28 protein-coding genes, 1 pseudogene and 1 riboswitch are annotated in these 26,736 nt (G+C 53.9%); of the genes and pseudogenes, 23 read left to right on the forward strand and 6 right to left on the reverse strand.

Translation table 11 applies throughout. The features are described from left to right. Positions 1-102: 102 nt before the first annotated feature. The 4 genes and pseudogenes from JUF11_RS08475 (at position 103) to JUF11_RS08490 (ending at position 3,527) form a co-directional block, all read left to right on the forward strand. Positions 103-1,538 (forward strand): annotated as a pseudogene (locus JUF11_RS08475) (MFS transporter). A gap of 73 nt (positions 1,539-1,611) precedes the next feature. Then, the gene (gene comA / locus JUF11_RS08480; RefSeq protein ID WP_204119217.1) at positions 1,612-2,367 is read left to right on the forward strand and encodes a phosphosulfolactate synthase; all 756 of its coding nucleotides are present in this window, start codon (positions 1,612-1,614) and stop codon (positions 2,365-2,367) included. Next, complete coding sequence (locus JUF11_RS08485; RefSeq protein ID WP_204119218.1) at positions 2,364-3,011, forward strand: histidine phosphatase family protein; 648 nt, start codon at positions 2,364-2,366, stop codon at positions 3,009-3,011. Before comA ends, JUF11_RS08485 begins: the two co-directional genes overlap by 4 nt. Before the next feature lie 24 nt (positions 3,012-3,035). Beyond that, complete coding sequence (locus JUF11_RS08490; RefSeq protein WP_373305865.1) at positions 3,036-3,527, forward strand: GNAT family N-acetyltransferase; 492 nt, start codon at positions 3,036-3,038, stop codon at positions 3,525-3,527. A 66-nt stretch (positions 3,528-3,593) separates the two neighbouring features. Here JUF11_RS08490 and JUF11_RS08495 read toward each other — a convergent pair whose 3' ends face one another. Next, positions 3,594-4,793 (reverse strand): toxic anion resistance protein, encoded by a 1,200-nt coding sequence (locus JUF11_RS08495; protein WP_125581043.1) that lies wholly within the window; start codon positions 4,791-4,793, stop codon positions 3,594-3,596. Beyond that, the gene (locus JUF11_RS08500; protein WP_204119219.1) at positions 4,780-5,505 is read right to left on the reverse strand and encodes a 5-bromo-4-chloroindolyl phosphate hydrolysis family protein; all 726 of its coding nucleotides are present in this window, start codon (positions 5,503-5,505) and stop codon (positions 4,780-4,782) included. The genes JUF11_RS08495 and JUF11_RS08500 overlap by 14 nt, the downstream gene beginning before the upstream one ends. Before the next feature lie 167 nt (positions 5,506-5,672). Here JUF11_RS08500 and JUF11_RS08505 point away from each other — a divergent pair, with 167 nt between their 5' ends. The 17 genes from JUF11_RS08505 (at position 5,673) to JUF11_RS08585 (ending at position 20,949) form a co-directional block, all read left to right on the forward strand. Then, positions 5,673-6,209 carry an NUDIX hydrolase gene (locus JUF11_RS08505; RefSeq protein WP_236000497.1) on the forward strand — a complete coding sequence of 179 codons (537 nt, stop codon included), beginning with the start codon at positions 5,673-5,675 and terminating at the stop codon, positions 6,207-6,209. Beyond that, positions 6,202-6,453 (forward strand): hypothetical protein, encoded by a 252-nt coding sequence (locus JUF11_RS08510; RefSeq protein WP_204119220.1) that lies wholly within the window; start codon positions 6,202-6,204, stop codon positions 6,451-6,453. Before JUF11_RS08505 ends, JUF11_RS08510 begins: the two co-directional genes overlap by 8 nt. 45 nt (positions 6,454-6,498) lie before the next feature. Beyond that, the gene (locus JUF11_RS08515) at positions 6,499-7,194 is read left to right on the forward strand and encodes a 5'-methylthioadenosine/adenosylhomocysteine nucleosidase (RefSeq protein WP_204119241.1); all 696 of its coding nucleotides are present in this window, start codon (positions 6,499-6,501) and stop codon (positions 7,192-7,194) included. A gap of 21 nt (positions 7,195-7,215) precedes the next feature. Further along, positions 7,216-8,373, forward strand: a complete 1,158-nt coding sequence (locus tag JUF11_RS08520) for a cysteine desulfurase family protein (protein ID WP_204119221.1) — start codon at positions 7,216-7,218, stop codon at positions 8,371-8,373. 479 nt (positions 8,374-8,852) lie between these two features. Continuing rightward, on the forward strand, positions 8,853-9,752 hold the full coding sequence (locus JUF11_RS08525) for an ABC transporter ATP-binding protein (RefSeq protein WP_204119222.1): 900 nt from the start codon (positions 8,853-8,855) through the stop codon (positions 9,750-9,752). Next, complete coding sequence (locus JUF11_RS08530) at positions 9,745-10,980, forward strand: ABC transporter permease (protein WP_204119223.1); 1,236 nt, start codon at positions 9,745-9,747, stop codon at positions 10,978-10,980. Before JUF11_RS08525 ends, JUF11_RS08530 begins: the two co-directional genes overlap by 8 nt. 5 nt (positions 10,981-10,985) lie before the next feature. Then, positions 10,986-11,375 carry a GntR family transcriptional regulator gene (locus JUF11_RS08535; protein WP_204119224.1) on the forward strand — a complete coding sequence of 130 codons (390 nt, stop codon included), beginning with the start codon at positions 10,986-10,988 and terminating at the stop codon, positions 11,373-11,375. Continuing rightward, the gene (locus JUF11_RS08540) at positions 11,368-12,228 is read left to right on the forward strand and encodes an ABC transporter ATP-binding protein (RefSeq protein ID WP_204119225.1); all 861 of its coding nucleotides are present in this window, start codon (positions 11,368-11,370) and stop codon (positions 12,226-12,228) included. The genes JUF11_RS08535 and JUF11_RS08540 overlap by 8 nt, the downstream gene beginning before the upstream one ends. Beyond that, entirely contained in the window at positions 12,221-12,859 is a 639-nt protein-coding gene (locus JUF11_RS08545) for an ABC-2 transporter permease (protein ID WP_204119226.1), read from the forward strand. Before JUF11_RS08540 ends, JUF11_RS08545 begins: the two co-directional genes overlap by 8 nt. A 116-nt stretch (positions 12,860-12,975) precedes the next feature. Then, the gene (locus JUF11_RS08550; RefSeq protein ID WP_204119227.1) at positions 12,976-13,317 is read left to right on the forward strand and encodes a DUF1831 domain-containing protein; all 342 of its coding nucleotides are present in this window, start codon (positions 12,976-12,978) and stop codon (positions 13,315-13,317) included. Between the two features lie 123 nt (positions 13,318-13,440). Continuing rightward, positions 13,441-13,968 (forward strand): helix-turn-helix transcriptional regulator, encoded by a 528-nt coding sequence (locus JUF11_RS08555; protein WP_204119228.1) that lies wholly within the window; start codon positions 13,441-13,443, stop codon positions 13,966-13,968. A gap of 102 nt (positions 13,969-14,070) precedes the next feature. Beyond that, positions 14,071-15,201 carry a tRNA 2-thiouridine(34) synthase MnmA gene (mnmA, locus tag JUF11_RS08560; protein WP_125581019.1) on the forward strand — a complete coding sequence of 377 codons (1,131 nt, stop codon included), beginning with the start codon at positions 14,071-14,073 and terminating at the stop codon, positions 15,199-15,201. 103 nt (positions 15,202-15,304) lie between these two features. After that, a complete protein-coding gene (locus JUF11_RS08565) occupies positions 15,305-15,835 on the forward strand; it encodes a methylated-DNA--[protein]-cysteine S-methyltransferase (protein ID WP_204119229.1) in 531 nt (176 codons plus the stop codon). A 112-nt stretch (positions 15,836-15,947) separates the two neighbouring features. Further along, the gene (locus tag JUF11_RS08570; protein ID WP_204119230.1) at positions 15,948-16,616 is read left to right on the forward strand and encodes a histidine phosphatase family protein; all 669 of its coding nucleotides are present in this window, start codon (positions 15,948-15,950) and stop codon (positions 16,614-16,616) included. A gap of 12 nt (positions 16,617-16,628) precedes the next feature. Continuing rightward, positions 16,629-17,297, forward strand: a complete 669-nt coding sequence (locus tag JUF11_RS08575; RefSeq protein ID WP_236000499.1) for a tetratricopeptide repeat protein — start codon at positions 16,629-16,631, stop codon at positions 17,295-17,297. Further along, positions 17,290-19,719: an SF1B family DNA helicase RecD2 gene (recD2, locus tag JUF11_RS08580; protein WP_204119231.1), complete on the forward strand. Its 2,430-nt coding sequence runs from the start codon at positions 17,290-17,292 to the stop codon at positions 19,717-19,719. The genes JUF11_RS08575 and recD2 overlap by 8 nt, the downstream gene beginning before the upstream one ends. Positions 19,720-19,731: 12 nt before the next feature. Beyond that, entirely contained in the window at positions 19,732-20,949 is a 1,218-nt protein-coding gene (locus JUF11_RS08585; RefSeq protein ID WP_125581011.1) for a GNAT family N-acetyltransferase, read from the forward strand. Between the two features lie 53 nt (positions 20,950-21,002). Here JUF11_RS08585 and JUF11_RS08590 read toward each other — a convergent pair whose 3' ends face one another. From JUF11_RS08590 to JUF11_RS08600, 3 genes are all read right to left on the reverse strand, one after another. Next, on the reverse strand, positions 21,003-21,953 hold the full coding sequence (locus JUF11_RS08590; protein ID WP_204119232.1) for a diacylglycerol/lipid kinase family protein: 951 nt from the start codon (positions 21,951-21,953) through the stop codon (positions 21,003-21,005). Positions 21,954-22,078: 125 nt separating this feature from the next. After that, positions 22,079-23,761, reverse strand: a complete 1,683-nt coding sequence (gene rnjA / locus JUF11_RS08595) for a ribonuclease J1 (RefSeq protein WP_204119233.1) — start codon at positions 23,759-23,761, stop codon at positions 22,079-22,081. 3 nt (positions 23,762-23,764) lie between these two features. Next, the gene (locus JUF11_RS08600; RefSeq protein ID WP_125581004.1) at positions 23,765-23,977 is read right to left on the reverse strand and encodes a DNA-dependent RNA polymerase subunit epsilon; all 213 of its coding nucleotides are present in this window, start codon (positions 23,975-23,977) and stop codon (positions 23,765-23,767) included. Between the two features lie 205 nt (positions 23,978-24,182). Between JUF11_RS08600 and JUF11_RS08605 the strand changes: the two genes are divergently transcribed. Next, positions 24,183-24,629 carry a hypothetical protein gene (locus JUF11_RS08605; RefSeq protein ID WP_204119234.1) on the forward strand — a complete coding sequence of 149 codons (447 nt, stop codon included), beginning with the start codon at positions 24,183-24,185 and terminating at the stop codon, positions 24,627-24,629. Between the two features lie 37 nt (positions 24,630-24,666). Here the strand turns inward: JUF11_RS08605 and def are convergent, their stop codons facing one another. After that, entirely contained in the window at positions 24,667-25,221 is a 555-nt protein-coding gene (gene def, locus JUF11_RS08610; RefSeq protein WP_204119235.1) for a peptide deformylase, read from the reverse strand. Positions 25,222-25,409: 188 nt separating this feature from the next. Beyond that, positions 25,410-25,573: riboswitch (M-box (ykoK) riboswitch) on the forward strand. Positions 25,574-25,809: 236 nt separating this feature from the next. On the opposite strand from def, the gene JUF11_RS08615 reads away from it, so the two are divergent. Continuing rightward, positions 25,810-26,622, forward strand: a complete 813-nt coding sequence (locus JUF11_RS08615) for a hypothetical protein (protein ID WP_204119236.1) — start codon at positions 25,810-25,812, stop codon at positions 26,620-26,622. Positions 26,623-26,736 lie beyond the last annotated feature (114 nt).

Raw genomic sequence — 26,736 nt, forward strand, 5'->3', positions numbered from 1 at the left:
TTTCAGAAAATTCACAGATATACTAGCAAAGAATATTTGGTCAGGTCGCAACCGATTCGCAAACGGCGAATGCGTCTGACTGTATCGTTAAAGGAGAGCTTTATGCAAAATTACGTTGATGATCCTAAAGTGCAGAAGAATCGCTGGTGGATCATTACCGCGGTGGGGATGTTCACCATTATGTCTACGCTGGATGCCTCCATCGTCAATATTGCCTTGCCGGTGATCAGTCAGGATATGGGCCTGAAAATGAATGTGGCGGAGTGGATTGTGTCGATTTATCTGATTGTCATCTGTGCCTTGCTGCTGATGATGGGCAAATTAGGGGACATTTTCGGCAAAATTCGCATTTTCCGTATCGGCACCGTGCTGTTCACCATTGGCTCGCTGCTTGCTGGTTTCAACCACAGCTTCGCGCTGTTGCTTGGGGCGCGGGTGGTGCAGGCGCTGGGGGCGTCGATGACGATGGCGAATAACAACGGCATCATCACCGAAGTCTTTCCGCTGCGGGAACGCGGCAAAGCCTTGGGCCTGATTGGCTCTTTTGTGTCAGTGGGCTCGATCGCCGGGCCTGGCTTGGGCGGTTTGATTCTGGGCGCCTTGCCGTGGGGGTACATTTTCTGGATTAACTTGCCACTGGGTATCATCACCATGATCGTGGGCCAAATTGTCTTTCCTAAAGATTTGCCGCGGGTCAAAACCCGGATTGACTGGCTCGGCTTTAGTGCCTTTGTGGTGTTCATCCTGAGCTTATTTCTTGGCATCTTTATCGGCCAGGAGGTGGGCTCACCCAACCTGGCATCTTAGCCGCGTTCGCCGTGGCGGTGCTCGCCCTGGCAGCGTTCATTCAGATTGAACGGCGGGTGCCGGAACCGATGGTGTCCTTGGGCTTGTTTAAGAATAAGGAATTCACCATTTCGCTACTGGTGGGCTTCTTGATCTTCATTACCAACTTCTTTGCCAATGTGATTTGGCCGTTTTACCTCGAAAATGCCCGGGGCTTGACCGCCACCACTGCCGGGTATCTGCTGATGCTTTTCCCGGTCGTGCAGGTGATTATTGCGCCGCTGTCTGGGAGCCTGTCGGACAAAAAAGGTCCTTATGGCATCACGCTGGTTGGCCTGTGCGTGATTTTGCTGGCTCAGGCTGGTTTTATTTTCTTGGGCCTGAAGACGTCGTGGCTGCTCGTGATGGCCATTATTGTGCTGATGGGCTTTGGCAATGGTGCTTTTCAGTCGCCTAACAACACGCTGATTATGTCCGCCGTGGCCCCGAAAGACCTCGGGGTGGCTGGTGGGCTCAATGCCTTGGCCCGGAACATGGGGATGGTTGTCGGCATCTCGGCTTCGACCACTGTGTTGTATGCCGCGATGAGCAACGAAGCTGGCCGTAAGGTGACAACTTATCTGGCCAAGCAGCCGCAACTGTTCATCGACGGTATGCATGTGGCCTTCATCGCCGCGACGGCGTTATGTGTCGTGGCAGTGGCGCTGACGGCGTACCGGATGCTGACGATGCGCGCCGGTGAAAAGAGCTAAAATTGGTCCCAAAAAAGTCACACTTTTTGTTTAAGCTGATTCTAATCAAATCATCATTTTGGAGGGTCAGGATATGTTAGCTTACGAATTTTTAGGCGCCAAAATCGGTGCCGGTAAAACGATGGTCTTGGACAAAGGTTTTGGGCTGAACGCGGCGGCGGATTTGGTGGCGACCGCCGGCGCCACCATCGACTTCATTAAGTTGGGCTGGGGCACGGCAGCGACCATGGACCGAGACTTGATCAAACAAAAAGTGGCGTTGTATCGCCAGGCCAACATTGTGGTTTATCCCGGCGGTACGCTGCTGGAAGTCGCGGAAGCATCAGGGCAGTATGCTGCCTTTTTGCAGGAAACCCAGGCCCTAGGGTTCAACGGGGTGGAAATCAGCGATGGCTCCACGGTTATCACGCCGGCGCGGCGGCAGGCGTTGATTGAACAAGCCAAAACGGCTGGCTTGTTCGTGCTCACGGAAGTCGGCAAGAAAAACCCCACTTTGGATCATGAGCTGACAGTGACGCAGCGGCTGGCGGAAATTCAGGCCGATTTGGCCGCCGGCGCCAACTATGTCATCCTGGAAGCGCGAGAAGCCGGCAAAAATATCGGCATCTATGACGCGACTGGGGCCATTATTGAAAGTGAACTGGACGCCTTGGCCAAAGCCGGTAGCGACCAACTAATTTTTGAGGCACCACTGAAACCGCAGCAAGTGGCCCTCATCCTCAAATTTGGGCCGCAAGTCAACTTAGGGAACATTGCCGCGGCAGAAGCCACCGCGGTCGAAACTTTACGGCGCGGGTTGCGCGGCGATACGGTGGGGAAAATTCAATGAAGCGTTTGTTTATCATTCGCCACGGCAAAACCGCTTGGAATTTGGCCAAGCGGCTGCAAGGGGCCGGCGCCGACAGTCAGCTTTTGACCGCTGATCTGACCGGCTACCACCAACTGGCGCGATACTTAGCGGCGTATCCTTTTACCCAGGTCTACACCAGTCCCATTACCCGGGCCAAGCAAACCGCCACCATTGTGACCCAAGCGATGGGGCTGACCCTCCCAATTCACTCTCTGCCGGGCCTGAAGGAACTTTCCTTTGGTCAATGGGAAGGCAAACAGCGCGCTGATTTGATTGCGACTTCACCAGCCTTATTCGCCAAGTTGTCTCGTCGGGAAAATGATCCGGCGCTTCAAGCGTTAGGGGTGGAAGATTTTGCTCAAGCCCGCGCCCGGTTTCGCCAGGCGTTGCAGCAAATTGCCGCCCGCCTCGGCGAAAATGAAAATGCCTTGGTGTTTTCCCATGGTGGGATCAGCCAACTAGGTATCAAAGCCGCGACCGGCAATGAGAATTTACTTGGCTTGAAAAATCTATCCACTTCGATCCTCGCAGTGCATGAGCACCGTTTTTACTTAGATGTGTACAACCAAACCGCTTATTTAACCCATACCGACTTGGATGAAGGCAATGTCTCCATTCTCTAAACACTGCCACCAAAGGAGAACATCATTGTGATCACTTTTCGCCCGGCCCAGGCCAGTGACCTGGCGGCCATCATGGCCATCGAAACTGCGGGCTTCAGTCCCGCTGAAGCCGCCACCGAAAGTAGCATGCAGGCCCGCATTGCCGCTTATCCCGAAACGTTTGTTGTCGCCGCAACCGCCGATCAAGTGTTGGGCTACATCGTTGGCCCTGCGATTGACCAGCGGTATTTGACCGATGAGCTGTTTGCCAGCGCGGCGGCGAACACGGACACCGCACCGTATCAGGCCGTGCTGAGTTTGGCCGTGGCGCCAGGCCGCCGCGGTCAAGGTTTGGGCGGTCAGCTGCTGGCGGAATTGGCCCAAGTGGCGACTGCGGAACACCGGCGCGCTATCACGCTCACTTGTCTCGAGCGCTTGGTGTCGTTCTATGAGGCCAATGGTTATCGCAACGAGGGCGAGTCTGCTTCCAGTCATGCCGGCGAGGTGTGGTACAACATGGTGAAGTCGCTGAGTTGAATCGGGCGTACGGCACAAAAAAGCAGCGAATTCGATGAGAATTCGCTGCTTTTACGTTGCCGCTGATTACTGGCGGGGGTGCATATCGCCATGGGTGTAATCCAGCAGGTGGTTCTTGAGATCTTCTTCCATTTTGCCCAGTTCCAATTCGGCTGCTTGCCGCTTGGCGCGGCCTTCCTGTTGAATCTGGAGGGTTTGCTGCAAGGTATCGACCAAATCGTTTTGGGTTTGGGTGAGGGTTTCGATATCGACGACGCCACGTTCGTTTTCCTTGGCGGTTTCGATGGCGGAAATCTTCAACATATTCGAATTTTTCTTGAGCAAATCGTTGGTGGTTTCGGAGACTTCCCGCTGGGCGGTGACGGCATCCTTTTGCCGCAATAAGGTGAGGGCAATGGCCACCTGATTCTTCCAGAGCGGAATGGCGGTATTGATGGAAGCTTGAATCTTTTCTGCCAGGGCCTGGTTGGTGTTTTGAATCAGGCGAATTTGCGGCGCCTGCTGCAAGGTGATTTCCCGGGCCAGCTGGAGGTCATAGGCGCGTTTTTCCAACCGGGCCTCGAACTGCTTGAGGTCGTTGACTTCCTGGACCTTCATTTGATCGCCGGAGTCTTGCGCTTCCTTCATCGCAGCAGGGATAGTGGTGGTCAAGAGTTCTTCTTGCTTCATCTTGGCCGCGGCAATGTAGATGTTCAAGGCATCAAAATAGGCCTTGTTTTGGACATAGAGTTCATCGAGCATTTTGTTGTCGTTGATCAGGCCTTGCTGCTCCTTACCAAGCCGAGCCGCAATGGTGTCGATTTGAGCGCCAATTTTTTGGTACTTCGCGGTAATTTCAAAAATTGAGCGCCGTACTTTGCCAAAGATTTTCTTGAAGACGTTGTTGTTTTCGGCCCGCAACTCATCGGGATTGGCCTCATTCAGCCGTGCCATCAGTGAGGTCAAGGCATCGCCGACTGCGCCTGTGTCTTGGCTTTGCACCTTGTCCAGCATGGTCTGAGAAAACTGGCCGAGCTGCTTTTGGGCGTTGGCGCCATAGTTCATCACCGCTTCCGTGTTTTTGACATCGATTTGGGCGGCCAGGTCTTTGGCCTGCTTTTCCTGCTCAGGGGTGAGGTTGGCCTTTTTCACCTGTGCTTCTGGCGCTTGGCCGGTAGCGGCAGCAGGCGCTGCGGCAGTGAAGGGTTGGCTCAGCAGGTCATTGAGTAAGTCTGGATCGGCTTGGGTGCTCGTTGGTTGTGGTGTCGGTTCGTCATTCATGTTCATGCCCCGTTTCTTCCTTAATGGTTGCATTCAAATTAACTTGCCGGTTCAGCGGCTGGGTCGATTCAGTCAAGCGCGGTTTAATCTGTTGCTTGGCTAGGTTCAAATCGGCTTCCAAATCATCAATATCGCTTTCAACAAACTCGGCATAGCCATCCTTGATGGTGGCGGCCAAGTCGGCGAGGGTGTTGGCCGCGGTGGTCAACACGTCATAGGTATCTTGGGTTTTGACTTCATGATGCGAAATCGTTTCGTATTTTTGGGCGATGCGCAGTAGGTTCGGCAATTGCTCATAAATAAAGTGCCCAGCCGCCCCGAGCTTTTTCGGGGTTTGCACGATAGCCTTAAAATACGCGTGCATGATGTCGAGTAAGTCGGCATTCAACGCGATGGCCTTAATTTTGGGCACGCGGTCCGCAATCGCTTCGAAGTCATGGATTTGATCTGCGGCTTGGTCCATGGTGTCGCGAAACAAGTTGATCTCATTTTCTGAGAGGCCGGCTTCGCTGTAGTGGGCCGCCATATCAGGCGAAATGGGTGGGGTTTCGGGTTCAGGCTCGGGCCGGCTGAGCTCACCAATCAAGCGCGCTCCGCCGAACACCACCAATAAGAACGCGGCAATCCATACGCGGCCGGTGAGGAGCCCTAATACTGCGCCGCCAGCGGCCCACAGCCCAACGCGGAGCCAGCGGATTCGTTTTTCCGGTTTTTTCACGTTTTTCACTTCCTGCTATAATGCTTACGTGACCTCAGTTTACCATATTATAGGGGTGGTCATATCCGCCTTCGGATGGACTTTCATCAAGAATCTCTTAAGGCGTTGGTAATCTCGGCGGCCATTGGTATCATGGGCTATGAAGAAACCGGAAAGAAGGCAAGCGCTTGGAAACCATCGAGCAACGAAAACAACTGTATGCTGGGCCCATTTTAACGTTAAGTGAGCTCACGGTTCGGCTGCCAGACGGCACCACTGCACCGCGGATTCTCGTGCACACCACTGGCGCGGCTGGGGTGCTCGCCCTTAAGCAAGGCCGGGCCTTATTTGTCCGGCAATGGCGCACGCCGCTGGGTCAAGAAACTTTGGAAGTGCCAGCGGGTAAAATTGAGCCTGGCGAAACCCCGCTGCAAGCGGCCAAACGCGAGCTGAATGAAGAGGCCCAGTTGGCGGCTGAGCACTGGCAACCGCTGACCCACTTTTATCAAAGTGCGGGCTTTTCGGATGCCCAGACGCATCTCTTCTTGGCCGAAGACTTTCATGCACCAGCCCAGCAGCGGCCGCAAGATGTTGGCGAGTCCGTTCAAGGCGAATGGTTGAGCTTGCAAGAAGCTCAAGCGGCGCAGCAAGCAGGGTTGATTTGTGATGCCAAAACCACATTGGCAGTGGCGCTGTGGGCGCTAGAGGAGGCAAAGCATGGCTGAAATGACCCGAAAAGAATATCGTGAAGCGCAGGCCAAAGCCGCCGCCGAGGCCGAAACTCGTGACGAAAAACGGCGCGAAGCCGAGCGGGAATACGCCAAAGAAAGCCGACCGAAACCCACCACCGGCCGCTTTGATGAACCAACCTTCAAAAAAGTGAACAGCCTGAAGAAGAAACTGAACTGGGCGATTGGCATCACTGCGGTGTTGTTGATCATCGTCTTTGTGGTTCTGTTTTTCCTGTAATGAGCGTACAATTAGTAAGTGACTCGCAAGGATAAAGGAGTGTCTGTGATGAAAATCGGCGTGATTTGCGCGATGGAAGAAGAAATTCGGACCTTGTTGCCAAAACTGGCGAACAAGGAAGAAAAGGTTTTTGCCAGCCAGCATTATTACCATGGCCAACTGGATGGGGTCGAAGTGACCTTGGTCGAATCAGGTATTGGCAAGGTCCAAGCCGGGATGACTGCCACGGTGCTGCTCAATGAATACCACCCAGATGTGCTGATCAACACCGGTAGCGCCGGCGGCATTGGCACCGGGTTAGCGATTGGGGATGTGGTGATCTCGGATGAAGTGGCCTATCACGACGTGGATGCCACCGCTTTTGGTTATTTACCTGGCCAACTGCCGCAGCAGCCGCAGCGGTTCAAAGCGGACCCAGCCGTGGTGGCGGCCATCAAAGCTGCCGCCGAAGCCACCCAGCTCACCACGCATGTGGGCCTCATTGTGTCTGGCGATCAGTTTATTGCCAGCAAAACTGCGATTCAACGCATTTTGGCGATTTATCCAGAGGCCCTGGCCAGTGAAATGGAAGGCGCGGCGATTGGCCAAGTTGCCACTGAATTCCACACGCCTTTTGTGGTGATTCGAGCGATGAGCGATAATGGTGATAGTGAAGCCAGTGTTAACTTTGATGATTTCATCATCGATGCCGGCAAGCGCAGCGCCGCGATGCTGCTGGCGTACTTGCACCAGTTGAATTAACGAACAAAGGAGTAAGTAATTATGACCCATATTTATCTCGATAATGCTGCCACCACGCCGATGGCCAAGCCGGTCATTGACACGATGATGGCGCAGATGCAGCAGGATTTTGGCAATCCCAGCTCGACACATTGGTTCGGCCGTGAAGCGCACACCGTGATGGACGCGGCCCATGCCACTTTGGCTAAAAGTATTGGCGCTAAACCCACCGAAATTGTACTCACCAGCGGGGCGACTGAGGCTAATAACACTGCCATCATGCAAACGGCGCACAAGCGCGCTAGCCTAGGTAAGCACATTATTACTACCGCGATTGAACATCCCAGCGTGTTAAAGCCGATGGCGGCCTTGGAGCAGGAAGGCTTCAACGTCACGTATCTGCCAGTGGATGAAAACGGGGAAATCAGCCTGGCTGACTTTGACGCGGCGCTGGATGATGACACGATTTTGGTGTCGATTATGCTGGGCAATAACGAAGTCGGCAGCCGCCAGCCCATTGCTGAAATTGGCGCCCGCCTGGCGGACCACCAAGCGTGGTTCCACACCGATGCCACCCAAGCGTATGGCCTGTTGGATATTGATGTGAATGCCTTGAAGGTGGACATGCTCAGTGTTTCTGCGCATAAAATCAACGGTCCCAAAGGCATCGGCTTTTTGTACCGGCGCGAAGGCATCAACTTCCCGTCTTTCCTCAAAGGCGGCGAGCAGGAAACCAAGCGCCGCGCCGGCACCGAGAACCCGCCCGCCGTGGCTGGGTTTGCCGAAGCAGTGCGGTTGATTACCCCCCAGGAAAAAGCCGATCGGCAGGCGAAGTATTATGGGTTCAAGAAACAGATTATTGATTCGCTGACTGGCGCTGGCATCGACTTCAAAGTCAATGGCCCGCTGAAGGCAGATGCGCTCAACCACGTGCTTAACCTCTGGTTCCCCGGCGTTTCCACTTATGCGCTGCAAACCAATCTTGATCTGGCGGGCTTTGCCATTTCTGGCGGCTCGGCCTGCACGGCGGGCAGCATGGAACCGTCGCATGTGCTGACGGCGATGTACGGGGCGGATAGCCCGCGGATTGCCGAGTCCATTCGGATTTCCTTCGGCGCTTTCACCACGGTGATGGACATCGCCCAATTCATCGATGCCTTAGAGAAAATCGTCACTCGGCTGCGCAGCAAAACGCATTAGCGGCCGCGGGCGGCTAGGGCGGTGGGCTCCGCTTGGCGGGGTCTGGCGGTGCGGCCGGTCCGAGCCAAAAAACGGTCTCGAACCTAAAGTTAAAGCCGCCTTCGCTACGCTCATTGGCGTCTTCAACTTTGCCGAGATTAGCGCTGGGAAGCCCACCGCAAAAGACGCGCTGGTCTTCCGGTCACTAATCTTTTCACTGCCAGACCCCGCCAAGCTCCGCCCAGCACCACGTCTGCTCGTTGGAGAACAGACTGAGCTGGTCAGACATGTTTTCTTAGACTAGGTGATGCTGTGGTTTGAAGATAGCCTGCCAGCAGACCTGAGTTGGCTGTCTGCTTTCGCAGGTAGAGGTTATACGGTACCAGTTGAAACGATCTTGGATAAGTAGCCAAGGTCGTTTTTGTATGGAATCGAATTGACGACAGCGCTTACTGGTGATACTGTACATATTAGGACATATACAGTAAGGGGATGGAAAAATGCTTGAGGTAGCAGGGGTAACGAAGCGCTTTGGTGACCAAACGGCGGTGGACGAGGTGAGCTTTACGATTGCTCCAGGGGAAATTTTGGGGTTGATTGGGCAAAATGGCGCCGGGAAAACGACGACGTTTCGGATGATTTTGGATTTGTTGCAACCAGATGCTGGGCGCATCAGTTGGCAGGGCCAGCCGCTGGCGCAGCTGAATCGTGATTTTATTGGTTATTTGCCGGAGGAACGGGGGCTTTATCCCAAGCTCACCATCGAAGAGCAGGTACAGTTTTTTGGCCAATTGCATGGCATGACCGCTAAGGACGTGGATGCGCAGCTGGATGATTGGCTCCACCGCTTTGAGGTGAAAGGCAAGCGCAAGGATAAAATCAAAGATTTGTCCAAGGGGAACCAGCAGAAGGTGCAGCTGATTGCCGCGCTGATTGCAATGCCGAAGCTGCTCATTTTGGATGAACCGTTTTCCGGGCTGGATCCGGTCAATGCCAGTTTGCTGGAAGCCGGGGTGCGCCTGTTGCAGAAGAGTGGCGCTGCGATTATTTTTTCCAGCCATGACATGCGCAATGTCGAGTCCTTGTCGGACCGCTTAGTGATGTTGAAAAATGGCCGGGAGGTGCTGACCGGCACAGTGGCGGAAATTCGCGCCCAGTATGGCCGCGTCCGGATTCATCTGGATGAACCGGCCTTGAGCAAAGCCGAACTGGCCGCTTTGCCAGGGGTGGCCCAGGTGACGCAAACCGGTAGCCACTTTGAACTGGCCTTGACGGATGAGACCGCCGGGCAAGCAATTTTTGACCGCGTGACCGCTGGCGGTTATATTGCTGGGTTTCGGCAGCAGGCGCCGTCGCTAGATGAGATTTTCCGGATGAAAGTAGGTGAACCTGATGCGTAAGTTGAACTTGATTGCCAAAATGGTCTTTCGCAAAAACATGCACAGTTTTAGCTGGTGGAGCCTGGTGCTGATGCCACTCATTGCGCTTGCCATCATTGGCGGGATTTCTTGGTATATGGATCAGACCAACCAGCCGGCACAAGTGGCCGTGGCGGCGCCAGCGGCAGTGCGGGCGAGCTTGAAGCATAGTAGCGACCCAAAGTTTCAGCCAGTGACCAGCGCTGCTGCCGGACAGAAACTGTTGAAGGCAAGTAAGGTTGACGGCTTGCTGACAGTGGCGCAGGCGACCAGCCCAAGCGTCAAGCTGGTGGTGCGCGACGATGGCGAAACCGTTGATCCAGCGACCATTAAAACCATGTTGACGGCGTTGAATACGCAGGCTGTGGCCAAGTCGCTTGGCTTATCGCAAGCGGCGCTGGCACAAATGCTGCGGCCCACTCAAGTTACCGTCAAAACCGTGACGGTGAGTGACGGTCAGTTAAAGGCCGCGGCCAACAAGTCAGAGGGGCTCAAAAGCATCCTCGCGCTGGCAGTGGGTTTTCTCATGTACCTGTTCCTCATGAGCTATGGCAGCATTGTCGCGCAAGAAATTGCCACTGAAAAAGGGTCGCGCATTGAAGAGTCGATTTTGGCTGCCATCAAAGCGCAAACCCAGTTTTATGGTAAGCTCCTCGGCATTGCCGAATTGGTCGGGGTGCAGCTGGGCGCTTATGCGGTGCTGGGCGGCGGCGCGTGGTTACTGCGGCGTCACTGGCCAGCGTTGAATGACTTGCTGCGTCTGGTAGATTGGCAGCAAATCGGTTGGTCCTTTGTCCTGGTGATGATTGGCTTTTTCGTCCTGGGTATTCTGAGTTACACGATTTTAGCGGCGCTGTGCGGCTCGTTAGTCAGCAATCAGGAGCAGGCGGGCATGGCCATGCAGCCGGTGCTGTACCTGGCGATGATTGGCTATTTTGCCGCTCTAATGGTCAGCAACGGCGCCGGTCCGGTCATCAATGTGATGAGTTACCTTCCGTTTCTCAGTCCAATGATCATGCCGGCCCGCTTTGGGGTCGATCAGGTGGGCCTGCTCCAGGTTGGCATCGCCCTGGCCATTAACTTGGTCTTCCTGCTCGGCTTCAGCATTTTTGCCGCGCGGGCTTACCGGGCGAATGTGTTGGTTTACAGCGATAGTGGCATTCTGGCAGCCTTTAAAAAGAGCCGGTCAGTGGCCAAAGCGCAGAGGTGAGTGCATTGCGTATTGTGATTCAAAATCGAGCGGGCGAGCCGATTTATCAGCAAATTATCGATCAAATCCAAGCCGCTATTTTAAGCGGTGAATTGCAGCCGGGCACCTTGCTGCCCTCAATTCGGGGGCTGGCGAAAGACTTGCAAATCAGCGTGATTACCACCACGCGCGCCTACCATGATCTGGAACAAGCCGGCCTGGTGCAGAATGTCCAGGGGAAAGGTACCTATGTTCAGCCCCAGGACCCGGCACTGCTACGCGAACAAACCCTACGCCAAGTGGAAGCAGGGCTGCAAGCGGCCCTTGATGCCGCCAAAATCGGTCAGATTCCGCCGGCAACTTTACACGAGATGTTGGATAACTTGATGGCAGCGGGAGGTGAGGACCATGAATGAGCGGCTCAACGTGACTAATTTGGCGAAAACCTATCCTGAATTTGCGCTAGGACCGTTAACCTTTGATTTGCCGGCTGGGTACATCATGGGCCTAATCGGGCCGAATGGGGCAGGCAAAACCACGACCTTGCGCTTACTGCTGGACATGGCCCAGCCTAGTAGCGGGGAATTTACCTTGAACGGTGCCAAGACCGCTGATGCGCGGCAACAGGCCCGCGATGACCTCGGAGCGATGCTCGATTCCACCACCTTACCGGATGCGTGGACGATGAAAGACGTTGATAGCAATATGAAGCGGCTGTTTCCGCACTGGGATTCGCAGCAGTTCATGAAGTTGGTCGCGCAATTTGATATCAATCCGAAAACCATGTATCGGCGTCTGTCCAAAGGTACGCAAAACAAAGTGAACTTGGCGGTGGCGTTAAGCCATCATGCCAAGCTCCTGATATTGGATGAACCGATGGCAGGGCTGGATCCGATTGCGCGGGATGAATTACGCCAGCTGTTGCAGTCGTATATTCAGGATGGTGAGGCCAGTGTGCTGCTGTCCAGCCATTTAACGGATGATTTGGCGCAGTTTGCAGATTATCTCTTGTACCTAATTCACGGCGAGCAGCGCTTTTTTGGTGAAACAGACACGCTACTTAGCCGTTATCTGCTGGTACAAGGCGGCTCGTCAGAGCTGACGGCAGCGCTTAAAAACCGGGGACTAGGCCTGCGCCAAACCAGCGTTGGGTTCTCTCTGCTGCTGCCGACTGCGGACCAAGCGCTGGCGACGGGGCTGGTCACCTCAACGCCGGATCTGGATACTTTGATGATCTACTTAGGCAAGCGAGGTGAAGACCATGCGTGACATTGCGACGATGATGAGATTAGACTGGACCACCACCAAGCTCCATTCAATTTGGTGGATCGTGGGGTTAGCCGACCTCGCGCTGGTGCTGCTCGGCGTCTTTGTGGCCAATACTCGCTTTTTGATGTTAGGGGCCGCCGCGGGGATGGCGAGTTCCGCTTTGATGATGCCGTTTGTGGGCAGTCAGCAACACGGCCTTGAAGGCATGCTGGCCTTATTGCCGCTGCGCCGGCGCATTGTAGTTTGGGGCCATTATGGCTTTGCTTTGAGTTTGGTCGCGGCTTTGGTGTTGAATTTTGCCGTGGTGGACGGGGTCACTGGGCTCATTCGGCCCGCCGAAGCCAATCTCAGCCGCACGCTCGGCGTGGCGGCAGGGGTGTTCTTCTTTTTTGTATTGACCACCGCCATCGAATACCCGATGCTGCTGAAATGGGGCTTTGAACGCGCGCCATTTGCTGTCTATGGCACCTTGTTTGGGCTTTGCGCGGTGCTGGGGCTGGTGGCTTATCTGGATCCGTTCGAGCAAGTGGTAGTGTGGCCCACGGTGGCGGCTGGTCTGGCGGGGTTACTAGTGGTGCTTGGCGGCTCCTTGATGATTAGTCTGCACGTCTATGAAACCCGTGAAATCTAACGAACTGTTTGCTGCTAATCAACTGCTTAGGCCGCGCTCTGGCTTTCAGAAGCGCTTGCATCATGGTAAAATAAGGCTAGAGTAATCACGCAATGGCGTGAAAGGAGAGTGGCAAGATGGCACTAAAAGCAACTGGGGCAGCATTGGGCGACCCGAAAACTTATCAAATTTCACCGAATATCAAGCGCTATACGCTCATGGATCTGGGGTTTGTGAAAACCAAGAATGGCAATTTCCAGCTGGAACGCGCACTGGATCCCAATTCACCATTCACGCAAGCCAACAAGCTGAAAATCACCTTTAAGGCTGACTTGTCTGGTTTCCAAATGGACACGACGACGGCCAATGGGTTGAAGGCCATCAACATTTTCAAGTCGGAGCAGACCAAGGACAATGTTGAACAGTATCAGTACTTGATTGATAACCTGATTGAACGCGAAGTTTTGGCAATCAACTAGCGTGTAAGACACTGCATACAGCAGTGCCTTTTTGATTCCCATGCCGTTAGCTGAGCGAACACTTTTGTCATCTCGGCTTTTGGCGCCCAATGAGGTGGTATGCTGAAAGCAGAAGGTGATGAAATGACATTTCGAATGGGCAAAAATCTCCAGGCGGCGCGTGAAACGTTGAACCTGTCGCCGCAAACCGCGGCTTTGCGAATCGGCGTGGCCGCGACGCAGGTTGAAGACTGGGAAACGGATCGTCAGCAGCCAAGCCTGGCGCAGCTGGTCTTGATTAGCCAGCGCCTGGGCCTCACCCCGCAAACGATGCTGGGTGTGATGGTGCAGCCGGCGCCACCGGTGATTGGGATGCGTCAGCAAAATCGCAGCATGGCTTGGTCCGCCACGAGTGATGAACTGAGGCGCGGCATGCTGGCGCTTTTGACTCAGCTAGCGGCTACCCTGACGCCGGTGCAGGCAGAGGCACTGATGCCAGTGCTGAATCAGCATTTTGTCCTGGTGCTGGAAGGCGTCACCAGTGTCCCTAACATCACGACGACGCTGGGGCTTGCCCTGAGCAAGGTGATGCGCCAACAAGGCTTGCGCTTTGAACCGGCGCAGGACGACATATTTACGGCCATTATGCGCATGACCCGCAGACGGGTCTAACGCTTACTTTCCGTTAGCGTTGTAATTCTGCGCCGCGCTGGTATAATGAGTACTACTGGAATTGACGACCTTCAAATCGGATAACTCCAGAATCTGATTGAAATGATGGTGATCATTTTGGACAATAGCAACACCCGCGTTGTGGTGGGCATGTCCGGCGGGGTGGATTCTTCCGTCTCGGCGCTCCTGCTCAAGCAGCAAGGGTATGATGTTGTCGGTGTCTTCATGAAAAATTGGGACGACACTGATGAAAATGGCGTTTGTACGGCGACGACGGACTATGAGGATGTCGCCAAAGTGGCCAGCGAAATTGGTATCCCGTATTACGGCATTAACTTTGAAAAAGAGTATTGGGACCGCGTTTTCCAATACTTTTTGGATGAATACAAAGCCGGTCGGACGCCAAATCCCGATGTGATGTGCAACAAGGAAATCAAGTTCAAGGCGTTTCTTGATTACGCCGACGAACTGAATGCCGATTACATTGCCATGGGCCACTACGCTCAGACCACAACCGATGCCGATGGCGTGGTGCACATGTTGCGCGGCGCTGATGGTAACAAGGATCAGACCTATTTTCTGAGTCAGCTTTCGCAGGCGCAGTTGGCCAAGTCCATGTTCCCCATTGGCGGCATGCAAAAGTCTGAGGTGCGGCGCATTGCTGAAGAGGCTGGGCTCGCGACGGCGCACAAGAAAGATTCGACGGGAATTTGCTTTATCGGTGAGCGGAACTTCAAGCAGTTCCTGTCCACCTACCTGCCAGCGCAGCCGGGCCAGATGATGACTTACGATGGCGAGGTGAAGGGCCAGCACGACGGCCTGATGTACTACACGATCGGTCAGCGCTCAGGGCTTGGCATTGGCGGCAACTCTGAGAACTCCGAGCCTTGGTTCGTCGTTGGTAAGGACTTGGCCAAGAACATCTTGTATGTCGGCCAGGGCTTTAACAATCCGCATCTGATGGCGACCCACCTGGAGGCTTCGCAGATGAATTTCTTCACTGGTCACGCGCCAGCGCAGGACTTCCATTGCACCGCCAAGTTCCGGTATCGCCAAAAGGATACCGGCGTCACCGTGCACATGGATGGCGATAAGGCTACCATCGAGTTTGACGAGCCGGTCCGGGCCATCACGCCAGGGCAGGCAGTGGTCTTGTACGATGGCGACGAGTGCTTCGGCGGTGGGACCATCGAAGTCGCTTATAATGATGCCAAAGTTTTGCAGTATGTCTAGCTTGAAGCGTTCTTCCACAATCGGTGGAAGGACGTTTTTTTTACTAATTTCGCTTCGCCAAACACTTGTTCGCGTGCTACAATTTAACTAAGGAGATGAGCACATGCAAGCGAAAACAAGCATGATCTCGCCGCTGGGCCCCATGACCTTGCTGGCAGATGAGCAAGGCCTGCTCGGGGTGTGGTTTGACGGGCAACAATACTTTGGTGGCCAGTTTGATTTGGCCGCGGCGGCTGACACGCAAACGCCGATTTTGCGGCAGGCGGCGCACTGGCTGCAGCGCTATTTTGCGGCCGGGCCGCAGCCGCTAGGAGATTTGCCGCTGCATTTAACCGGTACGCCCTACCGCCAGCATGTGATGCAGGCGTTGTGCCAAGTGCCAGCGGGGCAGGTGGCGACGTATCAGCAGCTGGCCGATCAAATCAGCCAGCAGCAAGGCCATCCGACTGCGGCGCGAGCGATTGGCGGGGCGGTGGGCCACAACCCGCTCAGCGTGATTGTGCCATGCCATCGCATTGTCGGCCAAACTGGCGCTTTGGTTGGTTATGCCGGCGGCCTGGAGCGGAAAGCTTGGCTGCTTAAGCATGAAGGCTTGGCGGTGACTGAAGACGCCATGCGCCTCGCCGATTGCTAACGTTTCCGATTAGAGCTGGCGGCAACTGCCACCGGCTTTTTAGCCGACCCTTGAATTACCGCGCCTAAATCGCGATAATTGGTAAAGATAGAAGTCAATTGGAGGGTCAGGCGTGACGCGTTTATATTTTGTTCGGCATGGGAAGACAGAGTGGAATCTTGAAGGACGCTACCAAGGCGCAAACGGCGACTCGCCGCTACTGAAGGAGAGCTACGAGGAAATCAGTCAGCTGGCCCATTACCTCACGGCCCATCAGGTTAAGTTCAGCCGCGCCTACGTCAGCCCATTGCCGCGTGCGAAAACGACGGCGCAATATCTGATCAAACAACTGGGGCAAACCATTCCGGTGACGATCACCGTGGGGATGCGCGAGTTTAATCTTGGCCGGATGGAAGGCATGCGCTTTACTGATGTGGCCAAACGCTATCCGCAAGAGCTGTATAGTTTCCGTCACGCCCCGGCTGAGTACGATCCGACGGCCATTCAAGGCGAGTCCTTTGCTGAGCTGATTGACCGCATGGAGCCGGTGGTGTTAGATGCGGTGCGGGCTGATCATACTGGTGATGAAAATCTGTTGTTCGTCAGCCACGGCGCAGCGCTGACGGCGCTGGTGCAGACGCTTTTGGGTAAACCCATCAAGGACTTGCGTAAGGCTGGTGGGTTGACCAATAGCAGTGTGACGATTTTGGAAGCACATGGTCCGCAGTTACCCTTCAAACTCATCAAATGGAACGAAACGTCTTATATCACCAAGAAACTAGAAGCCAGCGATACGATTTGAGGAGGCAGAGCAATGAATGAACAAGCCATGATCAAGCAGTTCAATCAAGGAGACCATGATGCCGCCATTCGCCAAGCCGTTCAGCGCATCGATGACAAACCGACCGACCCGAAACGCTACGCGGTGCTGGCCACGATGCTGATCGGCCTTCATGCTTTTGATGAAGCCAGTCAGTTGCTGGTGCGGGCGCTGGGGCTGTTTCCCAACCATCCAGAATTGACGTATGATGCCGGCCTATTGGCTTTCAGCCAGGAGAACTTTGACCTCGCCAGCAAGTACTTCAAGCAACTGGCGCAGGGGCAAGGCAGCTTGCAAACCGATGCCCAATACATGTTGGCGTTAAGCGAGCAGCATGCTGGCCGCACCCAAAAGGCCTTGGCTTATGCGCTCACGGCGCATGAAGCCGCGCCGGAGAAGGTGGACGCGGCGCTGCTAGCGGCACAGCTGTTGCTCGGCTTCGGCGCCTTCAAGGATGCCAGTCGCTTGCTTAAGCCGTTTCTCAAAATGAAAGATGCCGGGGTACTATTCACTTATGGCATGGCACAAACCGGCGCTGGCATCGATGGCCAAAAGTGGTTAGATGAAGCCAAGGCCATTGATCCTAAAGGCTACCAAAGTAAAGTCGGTCAGGTCCGCGATATCGCCGGTTTTTTGAAAGCACAAGGGCAAGCTGATGAATGAAGCTGAACAGCCAACCGTCAGTGGTCGGGTCAAGAGTCTCTTCTTCCAAAGCCCGACTTCTTTTTTTAAGATCATTCTGATCACTATCACGAAAACCAACATTCAGTGGCCTGATGACGAAATTGTGGTCACCGGCAATTTTGGTGACATCAAAGAAGACGAAACCTACACCTTCGTCGGCAAAGTCGTCAATCATCCAAAATATGGCCTTCAATTTGCCGCAGACAATTATCAGGTTGATAAGCCGACCTCCAAGCAAGGCTTGGTGGCTTATTTGAGTTCAGATCGCTTTCCTGGCATTGGCACCATTACCGCGCAAAAAATTGTGGATGCGCTCGGGGTCAAAGCAATAGATAAGATTCTCAAGGACGAAAAGGTCCTGATTCCGCTTGGTCTGAATGCAGCCAAGCGCGCGGTGCTGGTGGATAACCTGCAGCTGAATTTGGGGATGGAGCAGGTCATCATTGGCCTCAATGACTTTGGCTTTACCTCGAATATGGCGGCCAAAATCTATCAGTTATACAAAACCGATGCGCTCGACGTGATTGAGGAAAATCCTTACCAGCTGATTGCCGACATCGACGGGATTGGTTTCAAACGGGCCGACGCGATTGCGGCGCGGATGCACATCGCACCAGATGCCCAAATCCGCTTAGGCGGTGCGGTCTTGGACGAACTGAGTCGCATGACAGATGGCGAAGGCGATACTTATGTTGAGTTGCCCGTGCTGATCAATAATGCGGTGGGACTACTGGAAGGCGCGCGCAATGTCGAAATCGATCCCAATCAGGTCGGCCAGGCTATCTTAACGCTGACCAAGAAAAATCAACTGTATGTCGATGGCCAAAAGGTGTTCCCGAAGCGGCTTTACGATGCCGAAGGTGAAATTGCCACTCGGCTGAAACAACTGCTCGGCGATGACACCAAGCCTGCCAAGCACACGGCCAAAGTGATCAAACAAGTGGAAAAAGAGCAAGGGATCGCTTATGACGATACCCAGCGCGAAGCGATTCAAACGGCCATCGAACAGCCGCTGTTTCTGCTCACTGGTGGTCCTGGGACCGGCAAAACCACGGTCATCAACGGCATTGTGCGCGCGTATGCGGCGCTGAATGATTTGAGCCTTGACGTCAATTCCTATCACCATGAGCCGTTTCCGTTGATGTTGGCGGCCCCGACTGGCCGCGCCAGCAAGCGCATGATGGAAACCACCGGCCTGCCAGCCAGCACGATTCATCGCCTGCTGGGTTTGGCCATTGATACGCAAGATTATGAGCCCAAAGAGTTACCTGATGGCCTGCTCATTGTCGATGAAATGTCGATGGTGGACACTTATTTGTTCCGCACGTTGCTGGCGGCACTGCATCCTGGCATCAAGTTGATCTTGGTGGGGGATAAAGATCAGCTGCCATCAGTCGGACCGGGGCAAGTTTTCGCTGACTTGCTCCGCAGTCATACGTTGCCGGCGTTGGAGCTGACGCATATTCACCGCCAAGACGCCGACAGCTCCATCATTCCCCTAGCGCATGCCATCAACACCGGTAAGCTGCCGGCCGATTGGCAGCAAAATCGGGCTGACCGCTCGTTCATTCTGTGCCCGCCGGAGCAACTGCCGCGGGTCGTGGGGCAGGTCGTGGGGCGCGCTGCCCAGCAGTTTGATCCCGCCGATATGCAGGTGCTGGCGCCAATGTATCGCGGCACTGCTGGCATCGACCAGCTTAATCCTTTGATTCAAGATATTCTTAATCCCAAAAAGGATGACCGGACCAAGGAAGTCGATGCGGGCCTGGTGCATTACCGGATTGGCGACAAAGTGCTCCAGCTGGTGAATAGCCCGGAGCAGAACGTCTTTAACGGCGAGCTGGGCATGATCACTGGTATTACCATGGCCAAGCAAGCTGAAAGCAAAACGGATGAATTGACGATCGACTTTGATGGCAACGAGCTGCAGTACAAGCGCAGTGATTGGACGAAAATCACGCTGGCGTATGCGACGACCATTCATAAAGCGCAGGGGAGCGAGTTTCCGGTGGTTATTTTGCCGCTGACTCTAGGCGCGCGGCGCATGCTACGGCGCAATTTGCTGTACACGGCCGTCACCAGGGCGCGGAACTTCTTGATTTTACTGGGCGATCCACGCGCCTTTGAACTGGCGGTGCAGGCTGTCGCTGATAATCGCAAAACCGCATTAGTGGCGCGATTAACGGCGGTGTTGCCCGCCAAATTCGACCTCGTCAACGCAGCGACCGGTGTCCCACCAGTTGACACTCCGGCGAATGCTTTAGATAATGGAACCAAAGCGCCAGCCGCGCCAACCGATTTTCGCTTGACGCCGGCCTTAGTAATGGCGCAGACCATTGACCCACTAATTGGGCTGAATGGTCTCACGCCGCAGCAGCTTGACGCTGCGGCCAAAGCCTAAAAGGAGCAATGTATGGAAGACGATAGTCGAAGCGGGTTAGAAATTCGACCCGTGACCCCGCACGACCTAGAACAATTTAATAATTTACTGGCCTATGTGTTTCAAGTGACTGCTAAGGAAGTCGAAGAATCCGGCTATGAAGACGGTGAACTGGAACGCGCCAAACGGCCGGTGCTGGAAAAATCCGATGTCATCGGCTGGTGGCATGGCGATGAGCTGATTTCTCAGCTCGCCGTCTACCCGTGCCGCGTGAATATTCACGGCCGGGTCTTTCAAATGGGTGGTTTAACTGGCGTTGGGACCTATCCTGAATACGCCGGTCACGGCTTAATGCATGATTTGGTTAAGTTGGCCCTTCAACATATGCGCGAACACCAGCAGTGGATTTCGTACCTTTATCCTTACAGCATTCCTTTTTACAGGAAAAAAGGCTGGGAAATCATGTCTGATCATTTGACCTTCGATGTCAAAGACACCCAGCTGCCAAAATCCGTGCCGGATATGCCTGGCCATGTTGAGCGGCTGGAAATTGATGATCCGGATGTGATTGAAACCTACAATCGCTTTGCCTTGCACAATCACGGGGCGATGATTAGAAACCAGCTGAACTGGGACGAATACTGGCGCTGGGAAGACGAGGACGAGCGGATTGCCGGCGTGTACTACGATGAAAACGACCTGCCTCAGGGCTATGTGTTGTATTGGATCGCCGACGAGGTTTTCCACATCAAAGAAATGGTTTACAACACCCAAGAAGCCCGCAGCGGCCTGTGGAATTTCGTGGCGGCGCATTTCTCGATGGTGGAGCATGTCAAAGGCAATATCTACAAAAATGAACCGCTGCATTTTCTGCTGGATGATGGCGATATCATGCAAACCATTCACCCGTACTTCATGGCGCGGATTGTCGATGTCGCGGAATTTCTGAAGGCTTATCCCTTCGTGGAGCCAGATAAGCCGGTGCATTTTGTGGTCAGCGATCCCTTAGCGGAATGGAATGTGGGCGTCTTTGGCTTGTGGTGGGATGACAAAGGCCAGCTGCATGTGACCGATCGGCCCGTGGGCGAAGCAGTCAAGATTGATATCGCCACTTTAACCACCATGCTAATGAGCTATCGGCGGCCGTCGTATTTGGCCCAAATCGAGCGCCTGCAGGCCAGCCCCGCGGCGATCAAGCTGCTGGAGCGGATCATTCCCATGGAAGAACCTTACTTCTCTGATTATTTCTGATTGGAATCAAAAACCGGTTGTCGGCTGCTGATGCAGCTTGACAACCGGTTTTTTTAATCAAGTTTGAACCAGAAGGGCTGGGTGGTGGTGGTGAACTCAAGCTCAAAGGCTCGAGTGCCCATTTCTTCACCGTCCATTTGTCCCGGCTCTAAGGCAGTGGTCTCGAGTCGTAGGTGCTTGCCTTTCAGGTAGTGAACTTGCGGATATTGCTCAGCCTTGCCACGAATCATTTGCACTAGCAGAAACAAGAAGGCGAGCCAGTTCGGGTGTTCCACCACCACTAAGTCCAGCAGGCCATCGGTGGGCGTGGCTTTGGGCATGAAGCGAATCCCGCCGCCGAAATAGGGGTGATTGGTGGCATCGACCAGAAAGGCTCGGGGAATGAGCTCCATTTTGCCGGCTTGATCGTAAACGACCACGTCGAAGGTTTTCGTCGTAAAGAAGGTTTTCACCCCGGAGAAGAAATAAGATAGCTTCCCTAGGTACAACCGATTCAAAATCCGTTTGATGCGGCTATGGGTGTTGGATGCGACCACCGCGGCATCGAAGCCGATGCCGACATTGTTGACGAAATACCCGTTTTCGTGGTGCGTATGTTCGGTGTAGCGGCCAATATCTAAGGTCAAAGGCGCCTCTGCCGCTAATACTTGGGCCAAGGCTTTCATCGGGTCCTCGCTGAGGCCAACCCCGCGGGCGAAGTCGTTGCCTGAGCCAGCCGGAATGTACCCGACAGGCAGGTCGCTTTGCGGCGTCATCCGCAGGCCGGTGATGGTCTGATTCAAGGTACCATCACCGCCGATGGTCAACACTACCGCGTCCTGGCGCTCATTGAAGCTGCCAATTTGCCGGGCCAGTTGGATGGTATGGCCGGCGTAGCGGCTCACGCGCGTTTCATAGGCGATTTGCCGTGCGTCGAGTTCGGCTTTCACGGCGTGGTAGATTTTAACTGCGTTGCCCGAACCGGCAGCGGGGTTGAAAATAATATAGTAGAAGCCAGCGGCCATGTGGGGATCCTCCTCAAAAATCACTAATGCCGATTATACCGATTAGAATAAATTGGCACAACTGATTGCCATAATCCACTAAAAAAGCACCCAAATGTTTAAGGTTCACATCTGAGTGCCAGATCTTACAAGGTAATCAGCATCGGCAAAATCACAGGGTGGCGTTCGGTCTTATCAAACAGGAATTCCTGCAGATTAGACGTGATGGCCTCTTTGAGCATGCCTTCGGTGACTTTCTCGTTTTGCTTGAAGGTATTCTTGATGGTCCGATAAACGCGGTGCTGCGCCTGGTTGATCAGCTCGCCGCTTTCCCGCATGTAGATAAAGCCCCGAGACAGCAGGTCCGGACCAGCGAACACGGCTTGTTTCTGCATGTTGATGGTGGCCACGACCACGACCAAGCCTTCTTCCGATAGCAGGCGGCGGTCGCGGATGACGGCGTTGCCGATGTCGCCAACGCCATTGCCATCGACGTAAACATCGCCAGCCGGGAAGTGGCCAGAACGCCGCGCGGTATCAGCCGTTAAGGCGAGCACATCGCCATTGTCCATGATGAAGCAGTTTTCCTCCGGCACGTGGCATTCTTGGGCCAACTCAGTGTGAATCTTCAGCATCCGGTATTCACCATGAATGGGCATGAAGAACTTGGGCTTCATCAGCCGCAGCATCAGCTTTTGTTCTTCCTGACCACCGTGACCAGAGGTGTGGACGTTATTGACCTTACCATGGATGACCGTGGCGCCGGCTTCTTCCAGCTCATTAATCACGTGGTTCACCGAGACGGTGTTTCCAGGGATGGGGTTAGAAGAGAAAATCACCGTGTCGCCAGGTTGAATGGAAATCTGGCGGTGAGTGCCATTGGCAATCCGCGACAAGGCCGCCATCGGTTCACCTTGCGAACCGGTGCAGAGAATCATGACTTGGTCGGCGGGCATTTTGTTCAATTCATGCGGGTCGATCAGTTCGTCATCTTTAACATCCAAGTAACCGAGTTCCCGCCCATTGACCATGGCGGTTTCCATTGACCGGCCGAAGACCGCAATCTTGCGGCCATGTTCACGCGCGGCAGCAATAGCTTGCGCCATCCGGCTGATGTTGGACGCAAAGGTGGCAAAAATGATGCGCCCTTCAATGCCATCGAGAATGTGGCGAATTGAGCGGCCGACGAAGCGTTCGGACTTGGTGAAGTTAGGAATTTCGGCATTGGTACTGTCAGACATCAACAGCAACACGCCTTCCTCACCGAGTTTGGCCATGCGCTGCAAATTAGGGGCAGGCTGATCGCCAACTGGCGTCAAGTCGAACTTGTAGTCCCCGGTTTCGACGATGGCACCATAAGGGGTGTGCACCGCCACGCCCAAGGTATCTGGGATACTGTGGGTGGTGCGGAAGAAGTCGATCCACAAGTTTTTGAACTTCAGGACGTCTTCTTCTTTGAGTTCATGCAACTCGGTGGTGCGCAGCAGGCCGTGTTCTTCCAGCTTGCCGCGAATCAAAGCGGCAGCCAACGGTGGGGCATAGACAGGGACATTCGGCACTTCCTTGAGAAAATACGGAATGCCGCCAATGTGGTCTTCGTGCCCGTGGGTAATCACCAGCGCCTTGATTTGGTCTTGGTGTTCCACTAAGTAGGAGTAATCGGAAATCACGTAATCAATCCCAAGCAGGTCATCTTCTGGGAACTTAATCCCAGCATCGATGACGATGATTTCATCTTGGTATTGAACCCCGTACATGTTCTTCCCAATTTCTCCTAAGCCGCCGATGGCAAACACGGCGACTTCGTTTTTCTTAATATTGAGTTTCATAAATTAAAACTCCGTCAGTTTGAAATCAGCAGACTTTTTTTCGTAGTCCAAAAAGTTGCCAGATAGCTCTTGCACGAGTTCGATGTTGTAGGGGGTGTTTTTTTCCACCAACGCCCGCGCAATGGCTGCAGAATCTGCTTCAAGATAAAGGGTCTGGGTGGTTTCCCGCTTCGGGTTGCGCACCTTGTCTGATTGATATAAAACTTTGTAAATCATAAAAAAAGCTCCTTTTTATCCGCGAAAAAGGCGCACCAAGGCGCGCAATTTCACAATTTTTGCCGGTCAAATGTTGAAAACTCAACAGTTACAAACATTTTAGCATAACTGCGGCGGTTTCGCTATGGACCCCGCAGGCACCGTTAAGCTTAGGTCGGCGCGGCTGGCGCCCAATAGCGTATAATGGAAGAAAGGAAGTGAACGCATGTATTGGTTGATTTTGGTCTTATTGGTCGGCATTGTGGCGGCAGTGGTCATCTGGTGGCGCATTATGCGCCGGCGCCAGGCCTTACGCTTATTTATGCATCACAGTCAAAAGCTTACGGATCAAATCGTGGCAGAAAGTCTGACCGCCTTGCATTGGCCGTATCAACCGCCGCTGCGTTCCGCGCCAGTGGCGGATGTTTGGGGCCATGGGATTATGGGCTTTGAGTACGAAACGGCAACCCCTAAAATCACCATTACCGCAGGCCAGCTGCAAAACCAGTTGGAAGTGATTGCCACGCAGCAGCATATTGCCAGCTCCGATCCGCAATACCCAGCTTTTGTGGTGACCGATTTTTGGGAGCGGGCTGGCGTTGTCCACTTTGATGTCGCGTTCGTGACTAATGCGCCGACCATCGCTTATTTGCAGGATATTCAGCGCGTCTAGGCCATAAAAAAACCGGCGCGCTGGCCGGTCAAATCACTTAGTCGATCAAAACACCTTCAGGCGTCATCTTGAACGGTGTTTTTTTGTTGATGTGGTCATAGAACAAAATCCCATTTAAGTGGTCGATTTCATGTTGGCAAACAATTGCGGCATAGTTCTTGAGCCGCACTTTTTTGGTTTCGCCGTCAAGGTTTTGGTAGCGAATGGTGATGCGATCATGCCGCACCACATACCCTTCAATGTCTTTGTCCACGCTCAGGCAGCCTTCGCCTTCAGAGAGGGCGGCGTCTTGTACCGAGTTGGAAATGATGACTGGGTTAATGAGGGTTTCTTGAAATAAAATCGTGTCATCTGGGCCGGGCACGAGTACGGCGGCCATGCATTCAGACACACCGACTTGGGGCGCCGCCAAGCCGACGCCTGGGCGCAGTTTGTATTTCTTGTTTTCTTCTTCGTCTTGGCTGATCACCAAATATTCCATCAGATCGTGAGCGAGTTGTTGGTCGGCCTCAGATAGGGGGAATTGCACTTTTGCTGCCCGCTTACGCAGGACTGGATCGCCGTCGCGGGTAATGTCTTTCATTAGATACAAGGTTTTGACCCTCCAGTTTGTCAATTTCTTTTCTACTCTAGCACAATTGGGCGCCGCGGTGAACGGATGGCCGTTAAAAACTCGCTGTGCTGAGAGATGAGAAAATGCTCATTTAGGCCGGCCTAGCAGCGTTTGCAGTTGACTTTTTCAGTCCAAGTCGGTATAGTAATAGGCGTAGGTAAATAACTGGTGCTTTCCGTTAGGTGAGGCTCCTATACGAACAATGCTGCTGCTCAGAAACATCCAGAGATGCCAATGAGTCAACTGCGCTTGTCTACAAAGGCTTGCGCTAACGTAGCTGAAGAATTTTTTCTAGGCGTATAGTGCTAAAACTAAACGATTGGGATGCAAGAACTGCGCGCATACTCAATCGGTGTGCGTTTTTTCTGTTCCGCAGAAAAATAACCCAAGGTGGAACTTGGGGGCACAACGGCGAGTGAATGAAAGAAGGTGAGCACATGAAACAAGCAGTTGATGGTGGTAGTCCGGACAATGCAGATCCCGGAAGGCTTGATCGTGTGCCACCACTTATATGCCATAAGTCATAAGGCGCATCGCTAAGCCTCTCTGGGAAGAGAGGAGCATACGATGTTGATGCAAGTACAAAGCGGCTTGAGTCAAGCTCAAGTCCAAAAAAAGCAATTTAACACCACTCAACGTGCCCACACCCTGCGGCCAACCTTTCCACTGCGTCAGCTCGCGGTGCTGACCCTGGGCCTCGCATTGTTGGCGGACCGCCTGTTTAATCAAGCGTGGCTGGGCCTGGTGCCAGTGGCCGTGGCTGCCCTGTTAACTTTGGCGGCTCGTCACGTCTTCACCCAATGGGCCAAGCGCCTTGACGCTGATAGTCCAGTGCTCGTGATTCGCGACGGTTTGCGCCGGGCAATGACGCGCAGCAGTTTGGTCGTCGGTGACGTGATTGAATTCAACGCCGGCGCGGTTTTGCCGTTTGATGTTGAAACCAGTGCGCCGGTGCAAGTTGCTGGCTGGCTCAAAGTCGTTTTGACCTTGACCAACCAGACCTGTGCCGCAGGAATCGCCCCAGCTGGCAGCACGTTGCTGGCCGATGCCCAGGTGGTCATTGTGGCCACTGGTGATCAGCGGCTCGGCGTGCAACTGACCCACGCTGTTTTTTCTGGGCAGCAGGCGGTAAGCCTCTGGGCCTTTGCTAAGATGGGGCTTCACCTCTTACTTAGTCAATGTAAAGCGGTTGGCCAATGGTTCGTTGGCCTGCGTTTTAGTCAAGTTAAAGCCGTATCAGGCTGGATTTTGCCTGATGCGCAAGGTTTTACTCCGATCGTGTTCGATCGGTCCCTGGTCGAAAACCAGCAGGCAGCGAAAGAAGCAGCCTTCCGGTATCACCAGGATCCTGTCACGTCGCCCAGTCTCGTAGCAGGTTAATCCATGACGGTGCAAAGTTCCCACCATTCAGTGGGGACTTTTTTCTACCATCAGTCAAGAGAAAGTTGATCTATTAGGCTTTCTCTTTTTCTTTGTCTTCCATTCTGACCTTGA

It is taken from the genome of Lacticaseibacillus suilingensis (assembly GCF_016861845.1).
GTDB classification, from domain to species: domain Bacteria; phylum Bacillota; class Bacilli; order Lactobacillales; family Lactobacillaceae; genus Lacticaseibacillus; species Lacticaseibacillus suilingensis.